Origin of the sequence: Rhizobium sp. PP-CC-3G-465 (assembly GCF_004343445.1) — a bacterium.
GTDB lineage: Bacteria > Pseudomonadota > Alphaproteobacteria > Rhizobiales > Rhizobiaceae > Ferranicluibacter > Ferranicluibacter rubi.
Genome location: NZ_SLYH01000001.1, coordinates 1,056,981 through 1,081,624, shown reverse-complemented (window position 1 = coordinate 1,081,624; position 24,644 = coordinate 1,056,981). Strand labels below are relative to the sequence as shown.

The following is a 24,644-nucleotide window of genomic DNA, read 5'->3' as shown; positions in this document are numbered from 1 at the left end:
CGCAGGGCGTTCAGGCACTGCGGGCAGTCCTCTGCTCGTCTCCTGATACCCGCAGGCATAGCATTCTCGGTCAACACCTCCCATATTCGCGGGGCGGAATGTTGCGTGCTTGCGCGGTTCCGGTTTACAAGCCTCCCACATCCACCAGCACGTTTGGCTCCGAAATGCTTGACAAAACCTATGATTCCGCTGCGGTCGAACCGCGTATCGCCAAGCTTTGGGACGATGCCGACGCCTTTCGCGCCGGTGCGGGCGCCAAGCCCGGCGCCGAGCCCTTCTGCATCGTCATTCCCCCGCCGAACGTGACTGGCTCTCTGCACATGGGCCATGCGCTCAACAACACGTTGCAGGACATCATGATCCGCTTCGAGCGGATGCGCGGCAAGGACGTGCTGTGGCAGCCGGGCATGGACCATGCCGGCATCGCGACGCAGATGGTCGTGGAGCGCCAGCTGATGGAACGCCAGCTTCCCGGCCGGCGCGATATGGGCCGCGATGCCTTCATCGACCGGATCTGGGATTGGAAGGACGAATCGGGCGGTCTGATCTTCAACCAGCTGAAGCGCCTCGGCGCCTCCTGCGACTGGTCGCGCGAGCGCTTTACCATGGACGAGGGGCTCTCGAAGGCTGTCCTCGAGGTCTTCGTCACGCTCTACAAGCAGGGCCTGATCTATAAGGACAACCGGCTCGTCAACTGGGATCCGAAGCTCCTGACTGCGATTTCGGATCTCGAAGTCGAGCAGATCGAGGTTGCCGGCAATCTCTGGCATCTGCGTTATCCGCTGGAGCCCGGCGTTACCTACCAGCACCCCGTTGCTTTCAACGAAGAGGGCGAACCCACCGCGTTCGAGACGCGCGACTATCTGGTCGTTGCGACGACGCGGCCGGAGACCATGCTTGGCGACACCGGCATCGCGGTCAATCCGGAAGACGAGCGCTATCGCGCGATCGTCGGCAAGCACGTCGTGCTGCCGCTGGTTGGCCGCCGCATTCCGATCGTTGCCGACGATTACGCCGATCCGACCGCCGGCACCGGCGCCGTCAAGATGACGCCGGCCCACGATTTCAACGACTTCGAAGTCGCGCGCCGACATGATCTGCGCAAGATCAACATTCTGACGATCGATGGCCATGTCACGCTGAAGGACAACGAGGACTTCCTTGAAGGCCTGCCGGCGACCGGCGAACTCGATGCGCTGATCGAAATTCTCGAAAACGTCGAGCGTTTCGCGGCCCGCAAGATCATCGTTTCTTTGTTCGAAGAACGCGGCCTGCTCGACAAGATCGAGCCGCACAAGCACATGGTTCCCCATGGCGACCGCGGTGGCGTGCCGATCGAGCCGCGCCTGACGGAGCAATGGTACGTCGATGCGGCGACGCTCGCCAAGCCTGCCATCGCGTCCGTTCGCGAGGGCCGGACCAACTTCGTCCCGAAGAACTGGGAAAAAACCTATTACGAGTGGATGGAAAACATCCAGCCGTGGTGCGTTTCCCGTCAGCTCTGGTGGGGACACCAGATTCCGGCATGGTACGGACCGGATGGCCAGGTCTTCGTCGAGAAGTCCGAGGAAGAGGCGCTGCACGCCGCCATCCAGCATTATCTGTCACATGAAGGCCCGATGAAGGCTTTCGTTCAGGATCGGATCGAGAATTTTGCCGTCGGCGAGATCCTGACGCGGGATGAAGACGTTCTTGACACGTGGTTTTCTTCCGCGCTCTGGCCGTTCTCCACGCTCGGCTGGCCCGATCAGACCAAGGAACTGGCGAAGTACTACCAGACGGACGTTCTGGTCACGGGTTTCGACATCATCTTTTTCTGGGTTGCCCGGATGATGATGATGGGACTTCACTTCATGAAGGACGAGAGCGGCAACCCGGTCGAGCCGTTCCACACTGTCTATGTGCACGCTCTCGTTCGCGACAAGAACGGGCAGAAGATGTCGAAGTCGAAGGGCAACGTCATCGATCCGCTCGACCTGATCGATGAATACGGGGCCGACGCTCTGCGCTTCACGCTGGCCATCATGGCGGCGCAGGGGCGCGACGTGAAACTCGATCCCGCGCGGATCGCCGGTTACCGCAATTTCGGCACCAAGCTCTGGAATGCGACGCGCTTTGCCGAGATGAACGGTGTGAAGGCCGATCCGTCCTTCCTGCCGGAGGCCTGCGTCCTCCCGGTCAACCAGTGGATCTTGACCGAACTGTCGCGCACGGTTCGCGATGTTACGGCCTCCATCGAAACCTACCGCTTCAACGAGGCCGCCGGCAGCCTGTATCGTTTCGTCTGGAACCAGGTCTGCGACTGGTATCTGGAACTGCTGAAGCCGGTCTTTGCCGGTGAGGACGAAGCTGCCAAGGCCGAGTCCCAGGCCTGCGTCGCCTATGTTCTCGAAGCGGCCTACAAGCTTCTGCATCCGTTCATGCCCTTCATGACGGAGGAGCTGTGGACGGCGACGGCAGACGAGGGCGCCCGGCGGGACGGACTGCTGTGCCACGCGGCGTGGCCCGTTACCGGCTTTGCCAATGAGCATGCGGCGGCGGAGATCAACTGGCTCATCGATCTCGTCTCTGGCATCCGCTCGGTTCGCTCGGAAATGAACGTGCCCCCGTCGGCGATTGCGCCGCTGGTGGTGGTCGATGCCGGCATTCCCACACGCGAGCGGCTGGAACGTCACGCCGCCGCCATCCGCCGGCTCGCTCGCGTCGATGCCATCGACATCGCGACGATAGCGCCCAAGGGCAGCGCGCAGATCGTGGTCGGCGAAGCGACATTCTGCCTGCCGCTCGGTGCTCTGATCGATCTGGTTGCCGAAAAGGCACGCCTCGGCAAGGCGATCGACAAGGTCGAGATCGAACGCCAGCGTATCCTCGGCAAGTTGTCGAACGAGAAGTTCGTGGCCAACGCCAAGCCGGAGGTCGTCGAGGCCGAGCGTGAGCGACTGGTCGAACTCGAAGGCCAGAAGGCCGCGCTCGATGTCGCCCTCGGACGCATTGCGGATGCGAGCTGAGGTTCGCGACCGGGCTATCGCATGTAGGATGATGTGAGCATCGAAGGGGCCGCGGCATCGTCGCGGCCCCTTCTCACGTCCGAGTTCTTGGATCGAGCGACTCAGCGATGCGAGGACGTCGCGGAGAAAGAGATAGTGTCACACGAGGAAAGTTCCGTCCGGGGCACGACTAGGAGCGAAACATGTCTGAAAAAGGGCAGGTTGTGGCATGTGGGTGACAGTGCAGGGAGCAGAGCAAATTCATACCCTCTCCATCGGAAAACCCCAGTTCACTAGAAAAAAATTTCCAAATCACCCGATATTCGGCATGCAGACGAAATTCTTACGTCAATTTCTGCACGCAACCAGATGTGACCATCAATTTATGGGAATTGCATTCGGTTTGTATTCGCATATCCTCATGTTCAATAAGGCGGCATCCGAGGGCGTGTCGTCACGTTGAGTGGGAGGTTACATGAATTTCAAACATACACGGTCTGTCGTTGCCATGGCAGTTCTCGCCGCGATGACAGCAACATCGGCTCACGCAGGTGGTCTGGAGCGCGGCGGCTATAATATCGATCTTCTGTTCGATCCCTCTGCCTATGCTCTTGAAGCCACGACGACATACGTGAACCCGCAGCGCGACCTGAAAAACGGCCGCGACACCAATCCGGCGAACGGCCTTGGCGCCGACGGTCGCGGCGGTGGTTCGACATCGACGCGTGACACGGAAAGCTACTGGGTACCGCGTGTCGGCATCAAGGCAGCGCTCGGCGATAGCGGCATCGACTGCATGGCCGACTATTCGCAGCCGTTCGGTGCCTACACCAATCCGGGCCGCAACTGGATCGGTGCCAACGACAATACCAAGACCAAGATCGAAACCGACAACTACGCGGTGACCTGTTCCTATAAGTGGGCCATGGGTCCGGGTAAAATCCGGGTCATCGGTGGCGGCTTCTACCAGGAGGTCAACGGCTTCAAGGAGCGTCTGGTCGCGCCGAACTTCTACGGTACAGGCAACGGCATCGGCCGCCTGGATCTTGAGGCGAACGGATGGGGCGGTCGCGTTGGTCTTGCGTATGAAATTCCGGAATATGCCTTCCTGACGAGCCTTGTTTACAACAGCGAAGTCAAGTTCGACGATATCGAAGGCACGATCGACCTTAGCGAAGTGCGCGTACCCGGTCCGCTGGGACCGACCCGCCCGATCCAGTTCGGTAAGTATGACATAAGCGGTGAGGCCTCCGTACCGCAGTCGCTGGAGTACAAGATCCAGAGCGGTATCGCACCCGACTGGCTGGCCTTCGGCTCGATCAAGTGGACGGACTGGAGTGTGTTGCAGTCGGTCGCCTTCTGCCCGGCGACGGCAAGTCCTCTGACCCCCTGCACCAGCCTCGACCTGCTCTACCGCGACGGGCTGACCGTCACGGCAGGTGTCGGTCACAAGTTCAATGATCAGTGGAGCGGCGCCGTCAGCCTGACCTGGGATCGTGGTACGAGCACGGTCATCAATGCGCAGAGCGACACCTGGACGCTCGGCACGGGCGTTGCCTACAAGCCGGTCGAAAACGTCGAGTTCCGTCTGGCTGGCGCCGTGGGCATCCTGACCAGCGGTTCGTCCCGCTCGACCACCATCAATGGCGTGCCGTTCGGCAGCAACGTCAGCTACGATTACGGCAACGACGTCGTCACTGCCGTCTCGACGTCGCTGAAGGTTCGCTTCTGATCCATCGTGACCAGATGCCAAATAAGGAGCGCCCGGTTCAAAGCCGGGCGCTTTTGCGTTTGGAGACGCAGGTGCGTGAGGCGAGCCCGTATTCGGGCAAGACGGTGGTATGCTGGCGGGTCGGCCTGTGCGTTTCAGGTGACGATGACGCAGCGCCGGCGACCGCGCACCGTTTCGACCGTCAGGGCTCGCATCTCGCGACATCGATAGACGTTCAACCCGTCTCGCAGATGTTTCCGTCAGGCTCGATCTGAAGGTGGCGGCTGAACCGGGAAGCGAAGAGTGCGACGGGAAAACGCCTCCGGACACACGCATTTTGTGACGATTCCGCAACACGCGGTTTGAATGGTTTGGTGGCCCCGGCAGGCCCTTGTTTCAGTCTATTTCCCGCCACAAACAGAGAGCATCGATCTCCTGCCGCAGGAAGATGAACCCCGAGCGAACCAAGAGTGCGCCAAGGGGAACAATTTTCGGCAGGTGAAACGAAGTAGTGATGTTTCATGATGTTACATGGCGAACTTCGAGAACATCGACGGGTGGAACCGGTATGGCGAACCCCGGATCTACAGAGGATCGAGACAGGGCCGCAGTGTCGCCGAAAATCGGCGCTAGCCTGGCTTCGACACTCAAGGGGACGGCAGCCGGCAGCGGTTGCGACAGGGGAATGCGGGCGAGGGGTCGCTGCGGCATTTCGGCAGGCATGGACCGAGTGGGGAAGCGCCGGATCGAACATGAGGCGAGCCGGGTTGAACGGAAGATTTTGACGAATATGCTACGCGAATGCAGGTCGTTGACGTTGGTGGTATTGAGTTTGGCGGCAGCGCTTGGGGCGTCTTGTGGTGCGGTTCGCGCCTTTGACCCCAATGCCGGCGTCACGAAGGAATCCGGTCCGTTCGCACTCTTCAAATTCGGCTTCTCCGCCTACAAGAATGGCCGCAAGGATGAGGCCATCGAGGCTTATCGCTATGCCGCCGAAAAGGGCCATACGGCGTCTCGCTGGGCTCTGGCCAACATGTATGCCGATGGTGACGGCGTCACCGAAAACGATCTCGAAGCCTTCAAGATCTACAGCGAAATCGCCGAGAATGGCGTTGAGCCGGGCTCGCAGGATACAGGCTATTTCGTCAACGCGCTGATCTCTCTTGCAGGCTATTACCGCCGCGGCATTCCCGATACACCCGTTTCCGCCGACCTCAGCCAGGCGCGTCAGCTCTACTTTCAGGCTGCCTCGACCTTTGGTGTCGCGGAAGCCCAGTTCCAGCTGGCCAAGATGCTGTTGTCCGGCGATGGCGGCAGCGTCAATGTCCAGCAGGCCAAGAAGTGGCTGAACCGCGCTCGCAAGAAGGGCCATGCCGGCGCCATGGGCGTCTTCGGCAACGTCATCTTCCAGGAAGGCCAGACCGTTCGCGGCCTCGCCTACATGACGGCAGCGCTCGACCAGTGCTCGCCGAAGGATCGTCAGTGGCTGCAGCCAATGCAGGAGCAAGCCTTCTCGCTTGCCACCGAGTCCGATCGCCGCGTCGCGATCAACATGTCCCACGCCATCCGTCCGGGCGAAGCGGACTGAGCACTCCGTCGCCGCTCAACCGATTCTGAAAAATGCTGTTGAGCGCCGATACGGCGTCACCTCCGTGACCTCCGATCATAACCGTTCGACGCAAGACGTCTTCAGGCAGCGACGACGTCGATTGGCGTGAAGTCGAAATGCGCGATGACGGGCACGTGGTCGGACGGCTTTTCCCACGCGCGGACATGCTTTTCGATATCGGTGGAGATGAGCTTGTCGGTCGCCTCGGGCGACAGCATCAGATGGTCGATACGAATGCCGTGGTTCTTGGGCCAGGCGCCGGCCTGATAATCCCAGAAGGAATAGTGCGAGGCGGCGTCGGTCGTGGCGCGAACGGCGTCGGTGAGGCCGAGCTGTTCCAGTCGGCGAAACGCTGCCCGCGTGCGCGGCAGGAAGAGGGCGTCGTTCTCCCAGACGCGCGGGTCCCAGCAGTCATGCGGCTCCGCGATCACATTGTAGTCGCCGGCAAGGATCAGCGGCTCTTCCAGCGTCAGTCGTGATGCCGCGAAGGCCTGCAGACGCTCCATCCAGCTAAGCTTGTAGGTGTATTTCTCCGTTTCCGGCGGGTTGCCGTTCGGGAGATAAAGCGAGCACACCCGGATGACCCCGCCTTCGACGGAAAACACACCTTCGATGAAGCGTGACTGTACGTCCTCATCATCGCCGGCAAGGCCGTTGGTGATCTCGTCCGGCTTGATGCGCGTCAGCAGCGCGACGCCGTTGAAGCCCTTCTGGCCGTGGGTGAAGACATGGTAGCCGAGCGCTTCGATCTCGGCGCGGGGAAAGCCCTCATCGACCGTCTTGATCTCCTGCAGGCAGGCGATGTCGGGTCGGGACTCCTGCAGCCAGGCAAGGAGAGCGTCGATGCGGGCCCTGACCCCGTTGATGTTCCAGGTCGCGATCTTCATGGTCTCTGTCTCCCGTGGCTGCCGCCTCGTCTTAAAGCGCACCGCACGCTTTGACAAACGCGTCGGCGGGAAAATCGCTGTTCCCGGTATCCGATGCCCTTGAGGGTAAGAAGATAGGAGAACGCCAATAATCTCCGGCCTGAGATACACGTTCACGCTCCGATGCGCTAAGTCAGCAGATGACGTCACAGACACGTCACGCCACTGTCGATGAGAAGGGATAGACCGGGGAGCATGATCCAGACGCTTGCCACCTACTGGCCGCACATTCTCGCCGTTCTCTCGGTGCTCATCGGCGTTCCCGCTGCCATCCACGCCACCATGACCAAGGATGAGGTGCGGGCGGCGCTCGGCTGGGTCGGCGTCATCGTTCTCTCTCCGGTCCTCGGCGCCATCATCTATGCCGTCGCCGGTATCAACCGCATCCGGCGCAGCTCCATAGGCCTGCAACGTTCGCTGCTCAAGGACCGGACGGCCGACGCGCTGCGGCGCTTCGATGTCAACGATGCGCTCGTTGCCGAACGCTTCGGCCAGCGCTTCTGCTCGATGAAGGTTCTCGGCGACAAGGTCAGCCGTCACCACATGTCGGCCGGCAACAGGATCGTTATGCTGGAAGGCGGCGACATCGCCTATGCCCGCATGCTGGAAGCGATCGCCAGCGCCACGCGCTCCATCCTGCTGGAGACCTACATTTTCGACCGGGACCCGATCGGCCTGCGCTTTGCCGATGCGCTCATTGCGGCCGCCGAGCGTGGCGTTGAGGTACGGGTGCTGATCGACGCGGTCGGTGCGCGCTATTCCGTGCCGAGCATTGTCGGCCATCTGCGCAAGGGTGGCGTGACCACACGGACCTTCAACGGCAATATCGTCATGGGGTTGCGTTTGCCCTATGCGAACCTCCGCACACACCGGAAGATCCTCGTGGTCGATGGCAGTGTCGCCTATACAGGCGGTATGAATATCCGCGCCGGCTTCACATCGGAATTCGCAGCGGGCGAGGAAGCGCACGACACGCATTTCGAGGTGCGGGGTCCCGTGGTCGCCGATCTGCTGCATGTCGCCTGCGAGGACTGGCAGTTCGCCGTTGGCGAGGTGCTGGAAGGCGACATCTGGGGCGTCGATCCGCCGCCGGACAGCGAGCGCAAGTCGCCGATGATCCTCCGCGCCATACCCACCGGGCCAGACCGCGCCAACGAGGCCAATCACAAGATGCTGATGGGGGCGATCTCGGTCGCTCGCAAAAGTATCCGGATCATGTCGCCCTACTTCCTGCCGGATCGGGAACTGGTGAGTGCGTTGGTGACAGCGGCACTGCGTGGCGTCGACGTCGACATCATCGTGCCCGCCGTCAACAATCTGACGCTCGTCGATCGGGCGATGACCGCGCAGTTTGACCAAGTTCTGAAAGGCGGTTGCCGGGTCTGGCGGGCACAGGGAACCTTCAACCATTCCAAGCTGCTGACCATCGATGGACGCTGGTCCTATATCGGCTCCTCGAACATCGATCCGAGATCGCTGCGGCTCAATTTCGAGATCGACCTCGAGGTGCTCGATACGACGTTCGCCGCCGATCTCGAGCGCCGTTTCGAAGCCGTGCGCGGCGGATCGGTTGAGGTAATGCTGGCCGAGCTCCGCGCCCGGCCGTTCTTGATGCGACTTCTCGACCGAGTCTTCTGGCTGGGGTCGCCATATCTTTAATTTATACCTTACAGCAAGTTATACATGTTTTCTGATCTGTTAGATCGAGAAGCTGGTCCCGCAGCCACAGCTCGCAACCGCGTTCGGATTGCGGATCTGGAAGGACTGGCCGAGAAGATTGTCGACGAAGTCGATCTCGGACCCCTCCATATAGACGAGCGACAGGCTGTCGATCAGCACTTTCGCTTCGCCCTTCTCCAGAACGAGATCGTCGTCTGATCCATCGTCGACGAGATCGAACTTGTAGGAGAAGCCGGAGCAACCGCCGCCTTCGACGGAAACGCGCATCGCGTGCTTCTCCGCATCGCCTTTGAGAATCGTGCCGATGCGCTTTGCGGCGGAATCGGAGAGAGTAACGGTGGTCTCGGTCATTCTGGTGTCTCCTGCCGGGGTCAAGATCCGGAGAGTTTGTCGCCGCTTACGGCAAAATCTGTATCCATGGTCTGCGCTGCGGCCGCCAACGTCATGATTCTGAACGGATCATGCCGTAGAGTAACAGTCCATGCTTTCATGCGGCCGACACTATAGGTATGAAGGCCTTAAAACCGCGTCAATGGGATGCTGCATGCAAATGGCTTTGGACAAGGATGCACTGGGTTTCGGCACCGGACAGCGGGCGATTTTCGCGTCCGATCCCTGGACGAACAGGGGGCGCCTCCACCCCGAGGGCACCAGCACGACGCGCTCCGATTTCCAGCGCGACCGCGACCGCATCGTTCATACCACGGCCTTCCGCCGGCTGAAGCATAAAACACAGGTCTTCATCGCCGCAGATGGCGATCACTATCGCACCCGGCTGACCCACACGATCGAGGTGGCGCAGATCGCGCGGGCGCTCGCACGCGCGATGCGTCTCGATGAGGATCTGGCGGAGGGTGTCGCGCTCGTCCACGATTTCGGCCACACCCCCTTCGGTCACACGGGCGAGGATGCCCTTCAGGAGGTGCTCTCGGCCCATGGTGGGTTCGATCACAACGCGCAGTCGCTGCGCATCGTCACCAAGCTGGAGCGGCGCTACGCCGAGTTCGACGGGCTGAACCTCACATGGGAGAGCCTAGAGGGGCTGGTCAAGCACAACGGGCCGCTGACGGGACCGGCCGCCGATCCGCGCCACCCCGTCGTGCCGCAGCCGATTCTCGATTATTGCGCGTTGCACGATCTGGAGCTTGGCACGTTTGCGAGCCTCGAAGCGCAGGCGGCGGCCATCGCCGACGATATCGCCTACAACACGCACGACATCGACGATGGCCTGCGCTCGGGTTACCTGACCTTCGACATGCTGGAAGAGATCCCGTTTCTCGCCAATCTCATGCAGGAAGTCCGGGCGAAATATCCGGGTCTGGAGGCGGCCCGCTTCACCCACGAAATCATGCGCCGGCAGATCACCGCCATGGTCGAGGACGTCATCGGCGTCGCGCAAGGCAACCTGCGCGACATCCGCCCGGAAAGTGCCACCGACATCCGCATGGCCGGACGCGTCATTGCCACCTTTTCTCCCGAAATGGCGGAGACCGACCGGCAGATCAAGCGCATGCTGATGACCCGCATCTATCGCCACGCCGACGTCATGCGGGTGCGCGAGAACGCCGCTAGGATCGTCGTCGATCTCTACCATGCCTTCATGGCCGAGCCGCGCGAGATGCAGACGCACTACTGGATCGATCAGATTGCCGGGCTCGCGGAGCCGGCAAAGGCCCGTCACGTTGCCGATTACATCGCCGGAATGACCGATACCTACGCGATTTCCACGCACCGGCGTTTGTTTGACCACACCCCGGATTTGCGCTAGAGCGCCAGCCACCGCCCGGTCGCAGATCTTGGTCTGTCAGAGCCGGGCCACCTTGATGCGGACCGCGGCCTGATGAGGCACGCCCTCCCGGACGATGGATATCATGAACATTTACACCGACCTCGAAGCCAGAGTGAAAAACGTCCTTGAAGCCATTGATATGGTAAAGGAAAAGCGCTCAGAGGTCGATTTCCAGCGTGTTGCGGTCGAGACTCCGCGCGACCCGAGCCATGGTGACGTCGCGACCAATGCCGCCATGGTGCTGGCAAAGCCGCTGGGTACCAATCCACGCGCGCTCGCCGAAACCATTGCCGCAGCGCTCCGGGAAGATGCCGATATCGCCGAGGTGTCCGTCGCCGGCCCGGGCTTCATTAACATCCGCCTGTCGGTCGGCTACTGGCAGAAGCTTCTGGCCGCGATCGTCACGGCCGGTGATACCTACGGCCGGAGCCAGGTCGGCGCCGGACGCAGGATCAATGTCGAGTACGTCTCCGCCAACCCGACCGGCCCCATGCATGTCGGCCACTGCCGGGGCGCGGTGGTGGGCGACACGCTGGCCAACCTGCTCGGCTTCGCCGGCTGGGATGTGACCAAGGAATACTACATCAACGATGCGGGCTCGCAGATCGACGTCCTCGCCAAGTCCGCCATGCTGCGGTATCGCGAAGCTCTGGGCGAAACGATCGGGGAGATCCCGGCAGGTCTCTATCCCGGCGATTATCTCGTGCCGGTCGGGCAGGCGCTCGCGGACGAGTTCGGTTCGAGCCTGCTTGGCATGCCCGAAGACGCGTGGATGCCGCTTGTCAAGGAGCGCACCATTGCGGCGATGATGGCGATGATCCGCGAGGATCTGGGCGCGCTCAACGTCCATCACGACGTCTTCTTTTCAGAGCGCACGCTGCATGCCGACGGCGCCCAGCGCATCCGCTCCGCCATCAACGACCTGACGTTCAAGGGCCATGTCTACAAGGGAAGCCTGCCGCCGCCGAAGGGGCAGGTGCCGGAAGACTGGGAAGACCGCGAGCAGACGCTGTTCCGCTCGACGGATGTTGGCGACGATATCGACCGGCCGCTGATCAAGTCCGACGGCTCCTACACCTATTTCGCAGCCGACGTCGCCTATTTCAAGGACAAGTTCGACCGTAACTTCGAGGAGATGATCTACGTGCTGGGCGCGGACCATGGCGGCTACGTCAAGCGGCTGGAGGCGCTCGCGCGCGCCGTCTCCGGCGGCTCGGTCAAACTGACCGTGCTCCTCTGCCAACTCGTCAAGCTGTACCGTAATGGCGAGCCGGTGAAGATGTCGAAGCGGTCCGGCGATTTCGTTACGCTGCGCGATGTCGTGGACGAGGTCGGCCGGGATTCCGTGCGCTTCATGATGATCTACCGGAAGAATTCCGAGCCGCTCGATTTCGATTTCGCCAAGGTCACCGAGCAGTCGAAGGACAACCCGGTCTTCTACGTTCAATATGCCCACGCGCGTTGCCGTTCGATCTTCCGGCAGGCTGCGGAAGCGTTTCCGGATCTCGACCTTGATGCCGTCGACTATACACAGGCCCTGGGGACGCATATCGCGGATCCTAGCGAGTTGCAGTTGGTCGCGAAGCTGGCAGAATATCCACGGGTGATCGAGTCGGCAGCGCTGGCGCAAGAGCCGCATCGCATCGCATTTTACCTCTATGATCTGGCCAGCGCGTTCCACGGGCATTGGAACAAGGGCAAAGATTTTCCGGGCTTACGCTTTATTAACGATAAAAGTAGAGAATTGAGCCTTGCCAGACTAGGACTGGTGCATGCGGTTGCCTCCGTTTTGAGGTCCGGCCTTGGTATCACAGGGACGGACGCCCCGAACGAGATGCGGTAGCATGTCACCATTTCCCCATATTGGACTGGCACGACCGGCCCGGTATATGTGAGTGGAGCGAATGGCAGACAAACAGTTGGCACGAAGCACGGATGTGGACCCGAACTTGTTCCCGGATGAAGATCCGTTGAGCGAGCTGGCCCGCATCGTCGGCTACGACAATCGTCCCGCCCTGCAACAGCTCCAGGAGCTGGAGCGTCATCGGGAAGCGGTTCGCTACGATCCGATCGTCGATCTGGAAGAAGAGCTGATGCGGGAGTTCGAGGCGTTCGATACGCCGGCGGCCCCTGAGCCTGTCTCGCAGCCTCAGCCCTTTGTAGAGCCCGTCGTCGCTGCTCCCGTGCAGCAGCACCATCAGCCGGTTCAGGCGCAGCCACCCGTTCAGCAGGCGCCGCGCCCGGTTGAGCCGACCTTCGATCCGCGTCCGGAACCCGTTTTCCACGCGCAGCCGGATCCATCGCTTGACCTCGGTCATGAACTCGAAATGTCGCTCGGCTCCGCGCCGGAGCCGGTTCACGTGCAGCAGATGCCGGTCGAGCCTGTTCGCCCCGCGGCGGTTGCAGCCGTTGCGCCCGTTCAGCAGCCTGTGCGTCCTCGGGCTGATCCGTTGCTGGATACGGTCGAGCATTTCGCCGTGCCGAGCACGCCGGTTCGCCCTGCCGTTTCCGCGGAAGCCGCGCGGAAGAACAACTTTCCTTTCACGCCGAATTTCAGCCGTGCGACACCTGTCGCGCTGAATGGCGGTGCTCCGCGCACCTTCGCAACGCCGCTGGCGCCTGTTGCCGCGGCCGTGCCGACGCCCGTTGCTGCTGCACCCGTCATGCAGGCTCCCGCTCCCCAGGCATTCGTCGCCCCGGCACCGGTCGCCCCACCTGTGCCGCAACCGGCTCCGATTGCAGCCGCGGAAGCCGAGCCGGACTTCGACCTCGACGATTTCGAGATCGACCTCTCCGACATCGAGCTTGAACTGGATATGGCAACGGAAGAGGTTGCTGCGATCGAAGAGCCGGTCGAGCCCTTCATGGAAGCGGAACTTCCCTTCGATCCCTCGCTGATTGCCGAAGCCGATTATGGCGTCGTTGCGACCGGCGAGATCGATGTGCCGCAGCTGCCCGTCATCGAGGAGCAGAACCATCCGCTCGATCCCGGCGACTACGATCTCGATATCGACGCCGAGATGGCACAGATCTTCAGTGCCGGTCGTCAGGCGTCGGAGCGTGGCAATGGTAGCGTGCAGGCCGTAACGGCTGCCGGCATCGCTGGCGCTGCAGCCCCGGCCCGTGCGTCGCACGAAGAGTTCGCCGATTTCGAGCGGGCGATGGAAGAGGACTTCCGCCGCTCGATCAGCCAGCGCCAGGAAGTCATCGGGCAGGGCGACCGCTATGCCGAGCCGACCTATGGCAACGACAACGAAGCCCGCCCGCGCGGCAAGCTGCTCCTTCTCGCCAGTGCTGCTGCCATCGTGCTGATCGCCGGTGGCGTTGGGGCGTATACCTTGATGGGCAGTGTTGGATCGTCCTTTACCAGCGGCGAACCGCAGATCATTCTCGCCGACAAGACGCCGACCAAGATGGTGCCTGTCGAAAAGGGCGGTAAAACCGTGCCGAACCAGGACAAGGCCGTCTACGACCGTGTCGCCGGCGCGCAGGAAGATGCGCCGCAGCAGGGCACGTTGGTTTCCTCCACTGAAGAGCCGATCGACGTCGTCCAGCGCACGCTAACGCCGGAAAGCCTGCCGCTCGAAGGGATGAACGGACTCGACGGCATGTCGCCGGCCGATGACGAGGGCGCAGACCGCCTGATGCCTGACGATGGCGATACGCAGGCAAGTGCCGCGAACGAGGATGCAGCACCCGCCGTCGCGCCGCGCAAGGTCCGTACCATGATCGTCCGGCCGGACGGAACGCTTGTTGCCCGCGAGGATCTTGCCCCGGAAGAGGCAGCGGTCGTTGCCGCTGCGGAGCCGGCGATCAAGACGGTCAAGACCACTGCGCTGAAGCCGAACACACCAGCGCTCGCGTCGGCTGCACAGGACGATGTCGGTGCGCTGGCGGCCGCTGCCAATGCAGCCGTGCCGTCTGCCGAGATCGCTAAAACCCAGCCCCTTCCGGAAGCAAAGCCGGTCGAGACGGCCAGGGCGACACGCAAGCCGGTCGATACCTTCGCGACGCCTGCAACAGCGACAACCGCCGTGCCGACGGACGCTTCGCCCGTCCAGACGGCGTCGATCGCCCCAGGCAGCTATGTCGTGCAGGTCGCATCCCTGCCGTCCGAGGCAGAGGCGCAGAAGTCCTACAAGAGCCTTTCCGGCAAGTACGGCAGCGTCATCGCCGGCCGCGGCGTCGATATCAAGAAGGCCGACATCGCCGGCAAGGGCACCTACTACCGCGTCCGTATCCCGGCCGGTAGCCGCGATGAAGCGAACGCTCTCTGCTCGCGCCTGAAAAGTGCCGGCGGCAGCTGCCTGGTCACCCGTTAAGGGTTACACCACGCTTTCAGAAAAGGGGCGCGGCTTCGGCTGCGCCCTTGCGCGTTTGGGGGGGGGCGACGAGCAAGGCCGAATCGCAAGCCTCTTGCTCTCCGGCGCGATCCGTCCTTAAACCGAACGCGACGAACGAAAACAAAAGGCATGAGGGTGACGCCATGAGCGGATCGAAAGCATTCATCTCCGGCTGCAAGGGCCTCTCGCTGACCGCCGACGAGAAGGCCTTCTTCGCCGATGAGCGTCCCTGGGGCTTCATCCTGTTCGCCCGCAACATTGGGGACGCCGCGCAGATCTCGGATCTCGTCGCCAGCCTTCGCGACAGCATCGGCAACAGCCGAGCACCCGTGCTGATCGATCAGGAGGGCGGCCGCGTGCAGCGCATTCGCCCGCCGCTTGCCGGCGCCTATCCGAATGCGGCCGCCATCGGCGCCCTGTTCCACGCCGACCCCGAAAAGGGGTTGCGGGCGGCATGGCTTATGTCGCGTCTCCATGCCTTCGACCTGATGCGCTACGGTATCAACGTCGATTGCCTGCCTGTTCTCGACGTGGCGGCCGACGGCATGAGCGAGGCGATCGGCAACAGGGCTTATTCCTCCGATCCCCAGGCCGTGGCAGCCCTCGGCGCCGCGGCGGCGGAAGGCCTGAAAGCCGGCGGCATGTTGCCCGTCATGAAGCACATGCCCGGCCATGGCCGGGCGCTGGTCGATTCGCATCACAAGCTGCCGGTTGTCGACCGCACTTTCGAGGAGTTGGCCGTCAGCGACTTCGTGCCGTTCGTCGCCATGAAATCCGAAGTCATGGCGATGTCCGCCCATATCGTTTTCACGGCGATCGATCCCGATCGCCCTGCGACGACATCGCGGAAGGTCGTGGACGAGGTCATCCGCGGGCATATCGGCTTCGACGGACTGCTGATGTCCGACGATGTGTCGATGAATGCACTTGCCGGCGACATGGAAACGCGGGCGAGGGGCATCGTCGAGGCAGGGCTCGATCTCGTCCTCCACTGCCACGGGATCATGGAGGAGATGCAGGCCGTATCGCGTGTCGTGCCTGTCCTCTCGGGCGATTCCCTCCGCCGCGCAGACATCGCTGCTTCAAGCTTCCGCGAGCCCGACGATGCCGACGAGGCGACGCTGCGTGCCGAATTCCTGGAGATGATCCCGAGTGTCTGACGCGTCCCTGTCAGCAGCAACCATTTTGGACGTCGCCGGATGAGCCCGGCCGATGGTCGCGAGCGCGCGCGCGGCGACGTGCCGATGGATGCACACTGGCAGGCAGACGAGCGGGCGCTGCATGAGGCGGAACTCGTGGTGGATATCGCCGGCTTCGAAGGTCCGCTCGATCTCTTGCTGCACCTTGCTCGAAACCAGAAGGTTGATCTGTCCCGCATTTCCGTGCTGGCGCTCGCCGAGCAGTACATCGCCTTCATCGAGAGTGCCCGCTCGATCCGGCTGGAACTGGCCGCCGATTATCTCGTCATGGCGGCTTGGCTCGCCTTTCTGAAGTCCCGCCTTCTCATTCCGCAGCCGCACAAGGACGATGGACCATCGGGTGAGGAAATGGCTTCGGCACTGGCCTTCCGACTGAAACGGCTGGAGGCCATGCGGGACGCCGCAACCCGGCTCGTCAACCGCAACCGGCTGGGTCGCGACGTCTTTGCCCGCGGCGCACCGGAACATATCCCGGTCGAGCGCACCTCCGCTTTCGAGGCGTCGCTTTACGATCTCCTGCAGGCCTATGCGAGCCTGCGCCAGCGTGAGGCGGTGATGCAGGTGACGATCGAGCGCCGGCAGGTCTGGTCGCTGGCCGATGCGCGCCTCGTTCTCGCGCGGCTGATGGGTGGCCTGTCGGACTGGACGGTGCTCGATGATTATCTCCTGCGCTATGTCGGCGATCCCCGCCTGCGCGTCAGCGCCATCGCCAGTGCCTTCGCTGCCTCGCTGGAGATGGTCCGAGAAGGCCGGCTGGAGATCCGGCAGGAAGAAGCCTTCGCGCCCATCTACGTCCGGCTCGGCGACAACCCGATGACCGAGGACGAGATCGCAGAATTGGAAGCGCGCAATGGTTGAGGTCCACGGTGACGGCGCCCTTGTTCGCGAGAGAGACGACGCGCATCGGGCCGACGAACTGGAGCGAATCGCCGAGGCTCTGGTTTTCGCCGCAGCCCAGCCCGTGTCGGAGACCTATCTCGCCCAGCGCTTGCCGAGCGGCACGGATGTTCGCAGCATCATGCTTCGCTTGAAGGCCTTTTATGCGACGCGTGGCGTCAACCTTGTGCAGGTCGAGGATCACTGGGCGTTCCGCACGGCGGCCGATCTCTCCTTCGCCCTGTCGTCGGATGCGCAGGAGGTGCGCAAACTCTCGCGCGCCGCGCTCGAAATACTCTCCGTCATCGCCTACCACCAGCCCGTTACGCGCGCCGAGATCGAGGACATCCGCGGCGTGCAGACCTCCAAGGGTACGCTCGACGTATTGATGGAAGCCGGATGGGTGCGATTTCGTGGTCGCCGCCGGACGCCCGGCCGACCGGTAACCTTTGCGACGACACGCGATTTTCTCGACCATTTCGGCTTGGAAGAACTGCGCGACCTGCCCGGACTGGAGGAGTTGAAGGGCGCAGGCCTGCTTGCCGGCCGCATCCCGCCCAACTTCCATGTCCCCTTGCCATCCGGCAACGACGACCTGTCGGATGACGAAGATCCGATTACCGCCCTCGATCTGGAGGAGCTCGGCCTTCTCCCGCCGAGCGGCGACGAGCCTGCCTGATATTCACCATGATCGACAGTGTGATGCTCTCGCGGGATTGAACAGCGTGAGCATTGCGTGACATCACCGTTTCCTTTAGATCTTTGCCCGAAAAGCAGGATTGCGTTTCCTCAGGGAGAATCGCATCGGCCGACAAAGACGAGGGCTGAGAGCAGGGCGGTGACGCTGGCTTGAAAGCTCGACAAAGTGGAACAGGGCAGGCAGGCCATCCCGGATGGGTTTGTCGGATTTGCAGGGAGTTTTAAGAGAATGGGTTCATTCAGCATCTGGCACTGGCTCATCGTGCTCGTCGTCGTCCTGCTGCTCTTCGGTCGCGGCAAGATCCCGGAATTGATGGGCGATGTCGCCAAGGGCATCAAGAGCTTCAAGAAGGGCATGACCGACGACGAGACGGATGCCGCCGACAAGCCGGGTTACGACAAGCCCGGCTACGACAAGGCCCCTTATGACAAGGGCGCCCCCATCGACCCGCGGACCGTCGAACATAAATCCGACGAAGTCCGCTGATCAGCCAGTCTGGACGCGCAGCACACGCCGCGCGTCCCATCATGATGTGCGGAGTTCCTGAGTATGCTTGACGTCGGCTGGACCGAGCTTGTTGTCATTGCCATCGTCCTGATCATCGTCGTTGGCCCGAAGGACCTGCCGCCGATGCTCCGGACCTTCGGCAAGATGATGTCGAAGATGCGTGGCATGGCCACCGATTTCCGCCATCAGTTCGACGAGGCTCTGCGTGAGGCGGATCTCGACGATGTGCGCAAGACGCTGAGCGATGCGCAGAAACTCAACCCGGCAAACAGCCTGCGCGAGGCGATGAACCCGCTTCGCCAGATGGGCAACGACATCAAGGCTGACCTGCAGAAGGCGACCCGCCCGGATGAAAAGCCGGCCGCCGTCGCTTCGGACATTCCGCCGGCCCCGGAGATGGCGGCATCGGTTGCGATACCAGCCGAACAGCCCGCGGTTGTCACAAACGGCGTCACTCCGGCCGCAGGCGCAACGGATACCGTCGCCTCCGCCCCTGTTACTCCCGTTACATCAGCACCCCTTGCCGCCGACACGCGCGTGGCCCCCAAGCCCCGCAAGCGCTCCGTAAAGGCAGAAGCTGGGAACGCGGAAGCCGGTGCTGTCAATGGCGTCGCGGTGGCATTGCCGCGGAAGAAGACGGCAAAGGCCCCGGGTGACACCACGACGGCCAAGCCTCGCAAGCGCGCCTCTGTGCCGATCGGCGACGCCGATGTTGCGGAGATCGGCGCCAAGTTAGCCAAGCGGAAGAAGGCGGTGAAAGCCGACGTCCCGCTTGATATACCGATGACGCCGAAGAGCGGAGACGACGCATGAGCGCCGATATCGAAGACAAGCCCCAGCCGCTTCTCGATCATCTCATCGAGCTGCGTACCCGCCTGATATGGGCCGTCGGCGCATTCTTCGTCGCCTTTCTGGTCTGCTTTTTCTTCGCCAAACAGATCTTCAACATTCTCGTGCAGCCCTACAAATGGGCAGTGTCCTGGGCAGGGCTGGATCACCGCGCGGCCGGCCTGATCTACACGGCGCCGCAGGAGTTTTTCTTCACGCAGATCAAGGTGGCGATGTTCGGCGCTTTGGTCATCGCCTTCCCGATGATCGCGACGCAGCTCTACAAGTTCGTCGCACCCGGTCTCTACAAGAACGAGCGGGCCGCGTTCCTGCCGTTCCTCATCGCATCGCCGCTGCTGTTCCTGCTCGGCGCGGCGCTTGTCTACTTCTTCTTCACGCCGATGGTGATGTGGTTCTTCCTGAACATGCAGCAGGAAGGCGGGCAGGGCGAAGTATCGATTCAGCTCCTGCCGAAGGTCTCGGAATATCTGAGCCTGATCATGTCGCTGATCTTCGCCTTCGGTCTTGTCTTTCAGCTGCCCGTCATCACCACACTTCTGGCACGTGTGGGGTTCGTCACGGCCGATACGCTGGCGGCGAAGCGCAAATATGCGATTGTGATCTCGTTCATCGCCGCGGCCATCCTGACGCCGCCGGATCCCGTCTCCCAGATCGGCCTTGCGATCCCGGCGATCCTTCTCTACGAGATTTCCATCTATACGGCCCGACTCATCGAGCGCCAGCGCGCCAAAGATGCGGCGTCGCGGGAGCTTGCGCAAGCCGACGAGAAGACGGATTGATCCTCTATCAGGAGATCCGGTGGTCTTCACGCGGCTCGGAAGGTCCTCGGCGTCTTCGTCCGCGTCCTTTGCGGAATGTCGGGTCTCTCACGTCCGGAGACTGATCGATGCTCGATATCAAATGGGTGCGGGACAATCCCGAAGCGCTCGACGCGGCACTGGCAAAACGCAGCGCTCCTGCGCAGGCAGCAAGCCTGATTTCGCTGGATGAGAAGCGGCGCGGCCTCGTGCAGGCGCTGCAGGACATGCAGTCCCGTCGCAATTCCGCATCGAAGGAAATCGGCGCGGCGATGGCGCAGAAGAACGCCGAGCTTGCCGATCGGCTGAAGGCCGAGGTGGCCGAGCTCAAGACCGCGATGCCGGCGCTTGAGGAGCAGACGCGCACGGTCGATGCGGAACTTCTCGACGTCCTCTCCCGCCTCCCCAATATCCCTCTGGACGATGTACCCGTCGGCGCTGATGAGCACGCGAACATCGTTACCCGCACCATCGGTACGCGTCCCGGCTGGAACCACAAGGCGCTGGAGCATTTCGAAATCGGCGAAGCGCTCGGCTACATGGATTTCGAACGTGCGGCCAAGCTGTCCGGCTCCCGCTTCACGGTGCTGACCGGCCCGCTGGCGCGCATGGAGCGGGCGCTCGGCCAGTTCATGATCGATCTCCACACCGGCGAGCATGGCTACACCGAGGTGTCCTCGCCGCTGATGGTGCGTGACGATGCCATGTTCGGCACCGGCCAGCTTCCGAAATTCGCCGAGGATCTGTTTCGCACGACGGACGGCCGCTGGCTGATCCCGACGGCCGAGGTGACGCTGACCAACCTCGTGCGCGAGGAGATCGTCGAGGCTGAAAAACTGCCGCTGCGCTACACGGCGCTGACGCCGTCTTTCCGCTCGGAAGCCGGTTCCGCCGGTCGGGATACCCGCGGTATGCTGCGCCAACACCAGTTCTGGAAATGCGAGCTCGTGTCGATCACGGACGCCGAGACGTCGATCGATGAGCATGAGCGTATGACCGCTTGTGCGGAAGAGGTGTTGAAGCGTCTCGGCCTGCATTACCGCGTCCTCACGCTCTGCACCGGCGACATGGGCTTTGGCGCCCGCAAGACCTACGATCTCGAAGTCTGGCTGCCGGGCCAGAATACCTTCCGCGAGGTCTCCTCCTGCTCCGTCTGCGGCGATTTCCAGGGCCGGCGCATGAATGCGCGCTACCGCTCGAAGGACGAAAAGGCGCTGAAGTTCGTCCACACGCTGAATGGTTCGGGCACCGCCGTCGGCCGCGCGCTGATCGCCGTTATGGAAAACTACCTGAACGAGGATGGTTCGGTCACCGTGCCCGACGTTCTCCAGCCCTATATGGGCGGGCTGACGCGGATCGAAGCGGCGCGCTGAGCGCGTCTAACGCGGCCCCCGGACCGGGCGCCGCGTTGCCGATGAAGGGGGAGGACGGGCGCATGGCGACACGATTGCTGGAGCAGGAGGGGTTTGCCGCGCTGGTGCTGCGTCTGCGTGCCGAAGGCATTACCAACAAGGGCCTGCTGAACGCCGTCGAGGAAACGCCACGCACCCTGTTTGCGCCTGCCCCCTACCAGAAGGAGGCGCTCTCCTCCCGCATCGTCCCGCTCGACTGCGGATCCTTCATGGAGGGCTTCGATTTTGCGGTGCGCACCTTGCATGCCCTCGGCGTAAAGCCTGGGCAGCGTATTCTCGAGATTGGCACCGGCAGCGGCTTCACGGCGGCCGTCATGGGGCGGATCGCCGAGCGCGTCCTGAGCTATGAGCGCTACAAGACGCTGGTGATCAATGCACAGGCGAGCCTCGACAAGGCCAGCATCCGCAACGTCATCGTCCGGCAGGCCGATGGCAGTGCCGGCTTGGTGGGCGAGGGGACCTTCGACCGCATCCTTGTGACCACCGCTTTCGACAGCCTGCCGCGTGTCTTCTCCGACCATCTCGTATCCGGCGGCGTCCTGCTCGTGCCCATCATGATCAGCGAAACCGAATGCCGCATGGTGCGCCTCACCCGGACCGGAAGCCGCTTCGATCGCGAGGATCTGTTCGAGGCGCCATACCTCCCGATCGTCCCCAAAATGGCGGCATTCCTCTAGAATCACGTAGGTTTTCTCGTTGCACGACGAGCCGGGTCATCCGCATTCATTCACAACGTCTTCAACAGTCTTCTGGCAATTCAACGGGTTAACGCAGCGTTAACCTGATCCAGCCTCGCGCAAGCCTTGGGATCTACCCCAGAGGTAGACCTCACAGAGCTTTGCAGAGGTGCAGGCTCCCAAGGCGTTGAGGCGCAAGGAGCTTATCCATGCAGATTGCAGGCAAGACCATCACCGCGACCAATGATACCGGCCAGCGCAATGTGCGTCCGCAGGTTCAGGTTCGGCCGGATGTGGACAGTCGTGAGGCCTCGGTTCCCGGGGTCGTCATCGGCGGCAATTACGATCCGTCCTCCCGCGTCTCCCTTTCCGCTGAAACCTTGCTCTTCCTCTCTCGAACGCGGCGTGCCCAGGAAAAATATCCGCCGCTGACGCGCGACGAATGGAACAACAAGCTCTCGCCGCAGCTGGCCGCCCGCGAGTATCAGGCCTTCGGCAAGTATGGGGAAACCGGCGACTACAAGGCCTACTACCGCGGCTTCATCGACTATTACGACAACCTGCGCCCGGACGATCAGCACAGCCTTCGCTATTTCGGCACCCGCGACGCCGCTGTCGCAGGGCTGCGCTCCACGGAATACGAGGATGAGTCGGGCCTCGATGCGGCAGGTGGTTTCCAGACGCTGGTCGATGTGCTTTTGGATGGCGAGAAGCCCACGGCGTCGGATCAAGCCGGCGATGCGCCGGGCGTGATGATCACGGGCGACATGTTCGGTTGGGACAGTGGCTCGGTCTCCTACGAGGACGTCACCGAAAGCCGCGCCGAACATTCCGAGATCGAGCGCTTCTACCGAGAAAGCTTTTGATCTTTCTGTGGATTCCGACGATTGCGATCATCACGCACACGGTTAAAACCATAAAGGATGACCGGGTCTTAACCCGCCGGTAACTCTAATACGTTTTAATAAACCTACATCGGGGCTGTGTTCCAAGTAGGTAAGCGTCATGCGTTTGAGTGTATCGTCATCTGTTCATAAATCGGTCATCCGTCTGGGAGTGGCCGTTCTCCTGGCGAGCGCGGCGAGTGGCTGCAGTTCGGACTCGTCCCGGTTCGGAGGGTTGTTTTCCCGCTCGTCCGACCTGACGACAAATTCCATTCCCAGCGCTTCCGTGCCGGTTCCGCGTGGAGACGTCGACGGCAGCGGCAACATGCCGCCCATGTCGAACACCCGCCAGGCGGCGGTCAGTCAGTCTTTCCCGGATCCGGTCAATGCGACGCCGGTGTCCCGCACACGCGTTGCCTCGACGCCGATGAATGTTCAGCGGACGACCCTTGCTGAGCCGACGGCCGAGCCGACCCGTCGTCCGAGCGCTCAACCTTTCCCGTCTGAAGCGTCTTCCGCACAGCGCGGCGCGCCGGCACTGGCGACACCCGATCCGGTGAATACCGCGACCGTTCGTTCGTCCAGCGGCTGGTCCACCGTCAATGCTCCGGCTGTGCTGATGCGTCAGGGCGATACGACGGCATCTTTGGCAACCCGCTTCGGCGTGCCGGAAAAGGAAATCCTGAAGGCCAACGGCCTGAAGCGCGGCTCCGACGCCGAGCCGGGTCAGCGCATTCTAATCCCCACCTACGGTGCGGCCGGCAGCGCTGCCAAGGCATCGGCGTCCCAGGCTGCGACGGCCCTCGATGTCGATAAGCAGAAGAACAAGCCGGTCCTGCCGGAAAACCGCGACGTTGCCATCCTGCCGACCCAGACGCAGAGCCGTGAAAAGGGCTCGACCGCGAACGGCACCACGGCCGGCAAGCAGCCGGTGGCCGGCGAAGGCGACAAGGCCGGGACCTACACGGTGAAGGCCGGCGATTCGCTGAACCGCATCGCAAAGGCCAATGGTGTCTCCGTCGATCAGCTGCGCGCTGAAAACGGCCTGACGAATGGCGCGATCCGTGTCGGCCAAGCTCTGAAGCTGCCGAAGACGACCTCGGTTGCCCGCAATACGGCCCAGCCCGGTACCGACGACGTCACCACGGCATCGGTCGCTCCGAAGGCTGCGGCCCCGAAGATCGAGCCGAAGACGGCGAAGGTCGAGCAAGCCAAGGCCGACGCTTCCAAGCCGACGGAGTATACCCCGGCCGTTGCCAAGCAGTCGGTCAACGAGGTCGCCGCCAAGGACGATGGTTCCGATGCGCCGAAGGCAACCGGCATCAGCAAGTATCGCTGGCCGGTGCGCGGTGCGGTCGTTGCTGGCTACGGCGCGAATGTCGAGGGCAACCGCAATGACGGCATCAACATCTCGGTGCCCGAGGGGACCCCGATCAAGGCAGCCGAAAACGGCGTGGTCATCTACTCTGGCAGCAGCCTGAAGGAGCTCGGCAACGCGGTTCTGGTGCGCCACGACGACGGCACGGTCACCGTCTACGGAAACGCCTCCGAGCTGAAGGTGCAGCGCGGCCAGAAGATCCAGCGCGGCCAGACGCTCGCAGCGTCGGGCATGAGCGGCACCGCGACCCAGCCGCAGGTGCACTTCGAAGTCCGCAAGAACGCGACGGCTGTGAACCCGGCGACCTATCTCGAATAGGG

General features: G+C 62.4%; 19 protein-coding genes. 17 read left to right on the top strand and 2 right to left on the bottom strand.

The window, feature by feature from the left end; translation table 11 throughout:
• Nucleotides 1–164: 164 nt before the first annotated feature.
• The 3 genes from C8J33_RS05010 to exoR all read left to right on the top strand — a co-directional run bounded on the left by C8J33_RS05010 (nucleotide 165) and on the right by exoR (nucleotide 6,286).
• The gene (locus tag C8J33_RS05010; RefSeq protein ID WP_110798836.1) at nucleotides 165–3,008 is read left to right on the top strand and encodes a valine--tRNA ligase; all 2,844 of its coding nucleotides are present in this window, start codon (nucleotides 165–167) and stop codon (nucleotides 3,006–3,008) included.
• 454 nt (nucleotides 3,009–3,462) lie between these two features.
• The gene (locus C8J33_RS05005) at nucleotides 3,463–4,719 is read left to right on the top strand and encodes an OmpP1/FadL family transporter (protein ID WP_110798838.1); all 1,257 of its coding nucleotides are present in this window, start codon (nucleotides 3,463–3,465) and stop codon (nucleotides 4,717–4,719) included.
• Between the two features lie 769 nt (nucleotides 4,720–5,488).
• Entirely contained in the window at nucleotides 5,489–6,286 is a 798-nt protein-coding gene (gene exoR, locus C8J33_RS05000) for an exopolysaccharide production regulator ExoR (RefSeq protein ID WP_110798839.1), read from the top strand.
• A 101-nt stretch (nucleotides 6,287–6,387) separates the two neighbouring features.
• On the opposite strand, the gene xth is transcribed toward exoR, so the two are convergent.
• Nucleotides 6,388–7,194, bottom strand: coding sequence for an exodeoxyribonuclease III (gene xth / locus C8J33_RS04995; protein WP_132663343.1), 807 nt, complete (start codon nucleotides 7,192–7,194; stop codon nucleotides 6,388–6,390).
• A gap of 234 nt (nucleotides 7,195–7,428) precedes the next feature.
• On the opposite strand from xth, the gene C8J33_RS04990 reads away from it, so the two are divergent.
• A complete protein-coding gene (locus C8J33_RS04990) occupies nucleotides 7,429–8,892 on the top strand; it encodes a phospholipase D-like domain-containing protein (protein ID WP_132663342.1) in 1,464 nt (487 codons plus the stop codon).
• A gap of 39 nt (nucleotides 8,893–8,931) precedes the next feature.
• Here C8J33_RS04990 and erpA read toward each other — a convergent pair whose 3' ends face one another.
• Entirely contained in the window at nucleotides 8,932–9,264 is a 333-nt protein-coding gene (gene erpA, locus C8J33_RS04985) for an iron-sulfur cluster insertion protein ErpA (RefSeq protein ID WP_110732429.1), read from the bottom strand.
• Between the two features lie 199 nt (nucleotides 9,265–9,463).
• Here erpA and C8J33_RS04980 point away from each other — a divergent pair, with 199 nt between their 5' ends.
• The 13 genes from C8J33_RS04980 (at nucleotide 9,464) to C8J33_RS04920 (ending at nucleotide 24,642) form a co-directional block, all read left to right on the top strand.
• Nucleotides 9,464–10,681: a deoxyguanosinetriphosphate triphosphohydrolase gene (locus C8J33_RS04980; protein WP_132664456.1), complete on the top strand. Its 1,218-nt coding sequence runs from the start codon at nucleotides 9,464–9,466 to the stop codon at nucleotides 10,679–10,681.
• 103 nt (nucleotides 10,682–10,784) lie between these two features.
• Complete coding sequence (gene argS / locus C8J33_RS04975) at nucleotides 10,785–12,545, top strand: arginine--tRNA ligase (RefSeq protein ID WP_132663341.1); 1,761 nt, start codon at nucleotides 10,785–10,787, stop codon at nucleotides 12,543–12,545.
• A 127-nt stretch (nucleotides 12,546–12,672) separates the two neighbouring features.
• Complete coding sequence (locus C8J33_RS04970; RefSeq protein ID WP_422037510.1) at nucleotides 12,673–15,024, top strand: SPOR domain-containing protein; 2,352 nt, start codon at nucleotides 12,673–12,675, stop codon at nucleotides 15,022–15,024.
• A 164-nt stretch (nucleotides 15,025–15,188) separates the two neighbouring features.
• Nucleotides 15,189–16,205 carry a beta-N-acetylhexosaminidase gene (gene nagZ, locus C8J33_RS04965; protein WP_132663339.1) on the top strand — a complete coding sequence of 339 codons (1,017 nt, stop codon included), beginning with the start codon at nucleotides 15,189–15,191 and terminating at the stop codon, nucleotides 16,203–16,205.
• 39 nt (nucleotides 16,206–16,244) lie between these two features.
• Nucleotides 16,245–17,102, top strand: a complete 858-nt coding sequence (locus C8J33_RS04960; protein WP_165929733.1) for a segregation and condensation protein A — start codon at nucleotides 16,245–16,247, stop codon at nucleotides 17,100–17,102.
• Nucleotides 17,095–17,799: an SMC-Scp complex subunit ScpB gene (gene scpB / locus C8J33_RS04955; protein ID WP_132663338.1), complete on the top strand. Its 705-nt coding sequence runs from the start codon at nucleotides 17,095–17,097 to the stop codon at nucleotides 17,797–17,799. Before C8J33_RS04960 ends, scpB begins: the two co-directional genes overlap by 8 nt.
• Nucleotides 17,800–18,048: 249 nt before the next feature.
• Nucleotides 18,049–18,306: a twin-arginine translocase TatA/TatE family subunit gene (locus C8J33_RS04950; protein WP_110729710.1), complete on the top strand. Its 258-nt coding sequence runs from the start codon at nucleotides 18,049–18,051 to the stop codon at nucleotides 18,304–18,306.
• Between the two features lie 63 nt (nucleotides 18,307–18,369).
• A complete protein-coding gene (gene tatB / locus C8J33_RS04945; RefSeq protein ID WP_245507062.1) occupies nucleotides 18,370–19,140 on the top strand; it encodes a Sec-independent protein translocase protein TatB in 771 nt (256 codons plus the stop codon).
• Complete coding sequence (gene tatC, locus C8J33_RS04940; protein WP_132663337.1) at nucleotides 19,137–19,955, top strand: twin-arginine translocase subunit TatC; 819 nt, start codon at nucleotides 19,137–19,139, stop codon at nucleotides 19,953–19,955. The genes tatB and tatC overlap by 4 nt, the downstream gene beginning before the upstream one ends.
• Nucleotides 19,956–20,062: 107 nt before the next feature.
• Complete coding sequence (gene serS, locus C8J33_RS04935; protein ID WP_132663336.1) at nucleotides 20,063–21,346, top strand: serine--tRNA ligase; 1,284 nt, start codon at nucleotides 20,063–20,065, stop codon at nucleotides 21,344–21,346.
• Between the two features lie 62 nt (nucleotides 21,347–21,408).
• Entirely contained in the window at nucleotides 21,409–22,062 is a 654-nt protein-coding gene (locus tag C8J33_RS04930; RefSeq protein WP_132663335.1) for a protein-L-isoaspartate(D-aspartate) O-methyltransferase, read from the top strand.
• 209 nt (nucleotides 22,063–22,271) lie between these two features.
• Complete coding sequence (locus tag C8J33_RS04925) at nucleotides 22,272–22,928, top strand: biotin biosynthesis protein BioC (RefSeq protein ID WP_245507061.1); 657 nt, start codon at nucleotides 22,272–22,274, stop codon at nucleotides 22,926–22,928.
• A 139-nt stretch (nucleotides 22,929–23,067) separates the two neighbouring features.
• Nucleotides 23,068–24,642, top strand: coding sequence for a peptidoglycan DD-metalloendopeptidase family protein (locus C8J33_RS04920; protein WP_132663334.1), 1,575 nt, complete (start codon nucleotides 23,068–23,070; stop codon nucleotides 24,640–24,642).
• The last annotated feature ends 2 nt before the right edge of the window (nucleotides 24,643–24,644 follow it).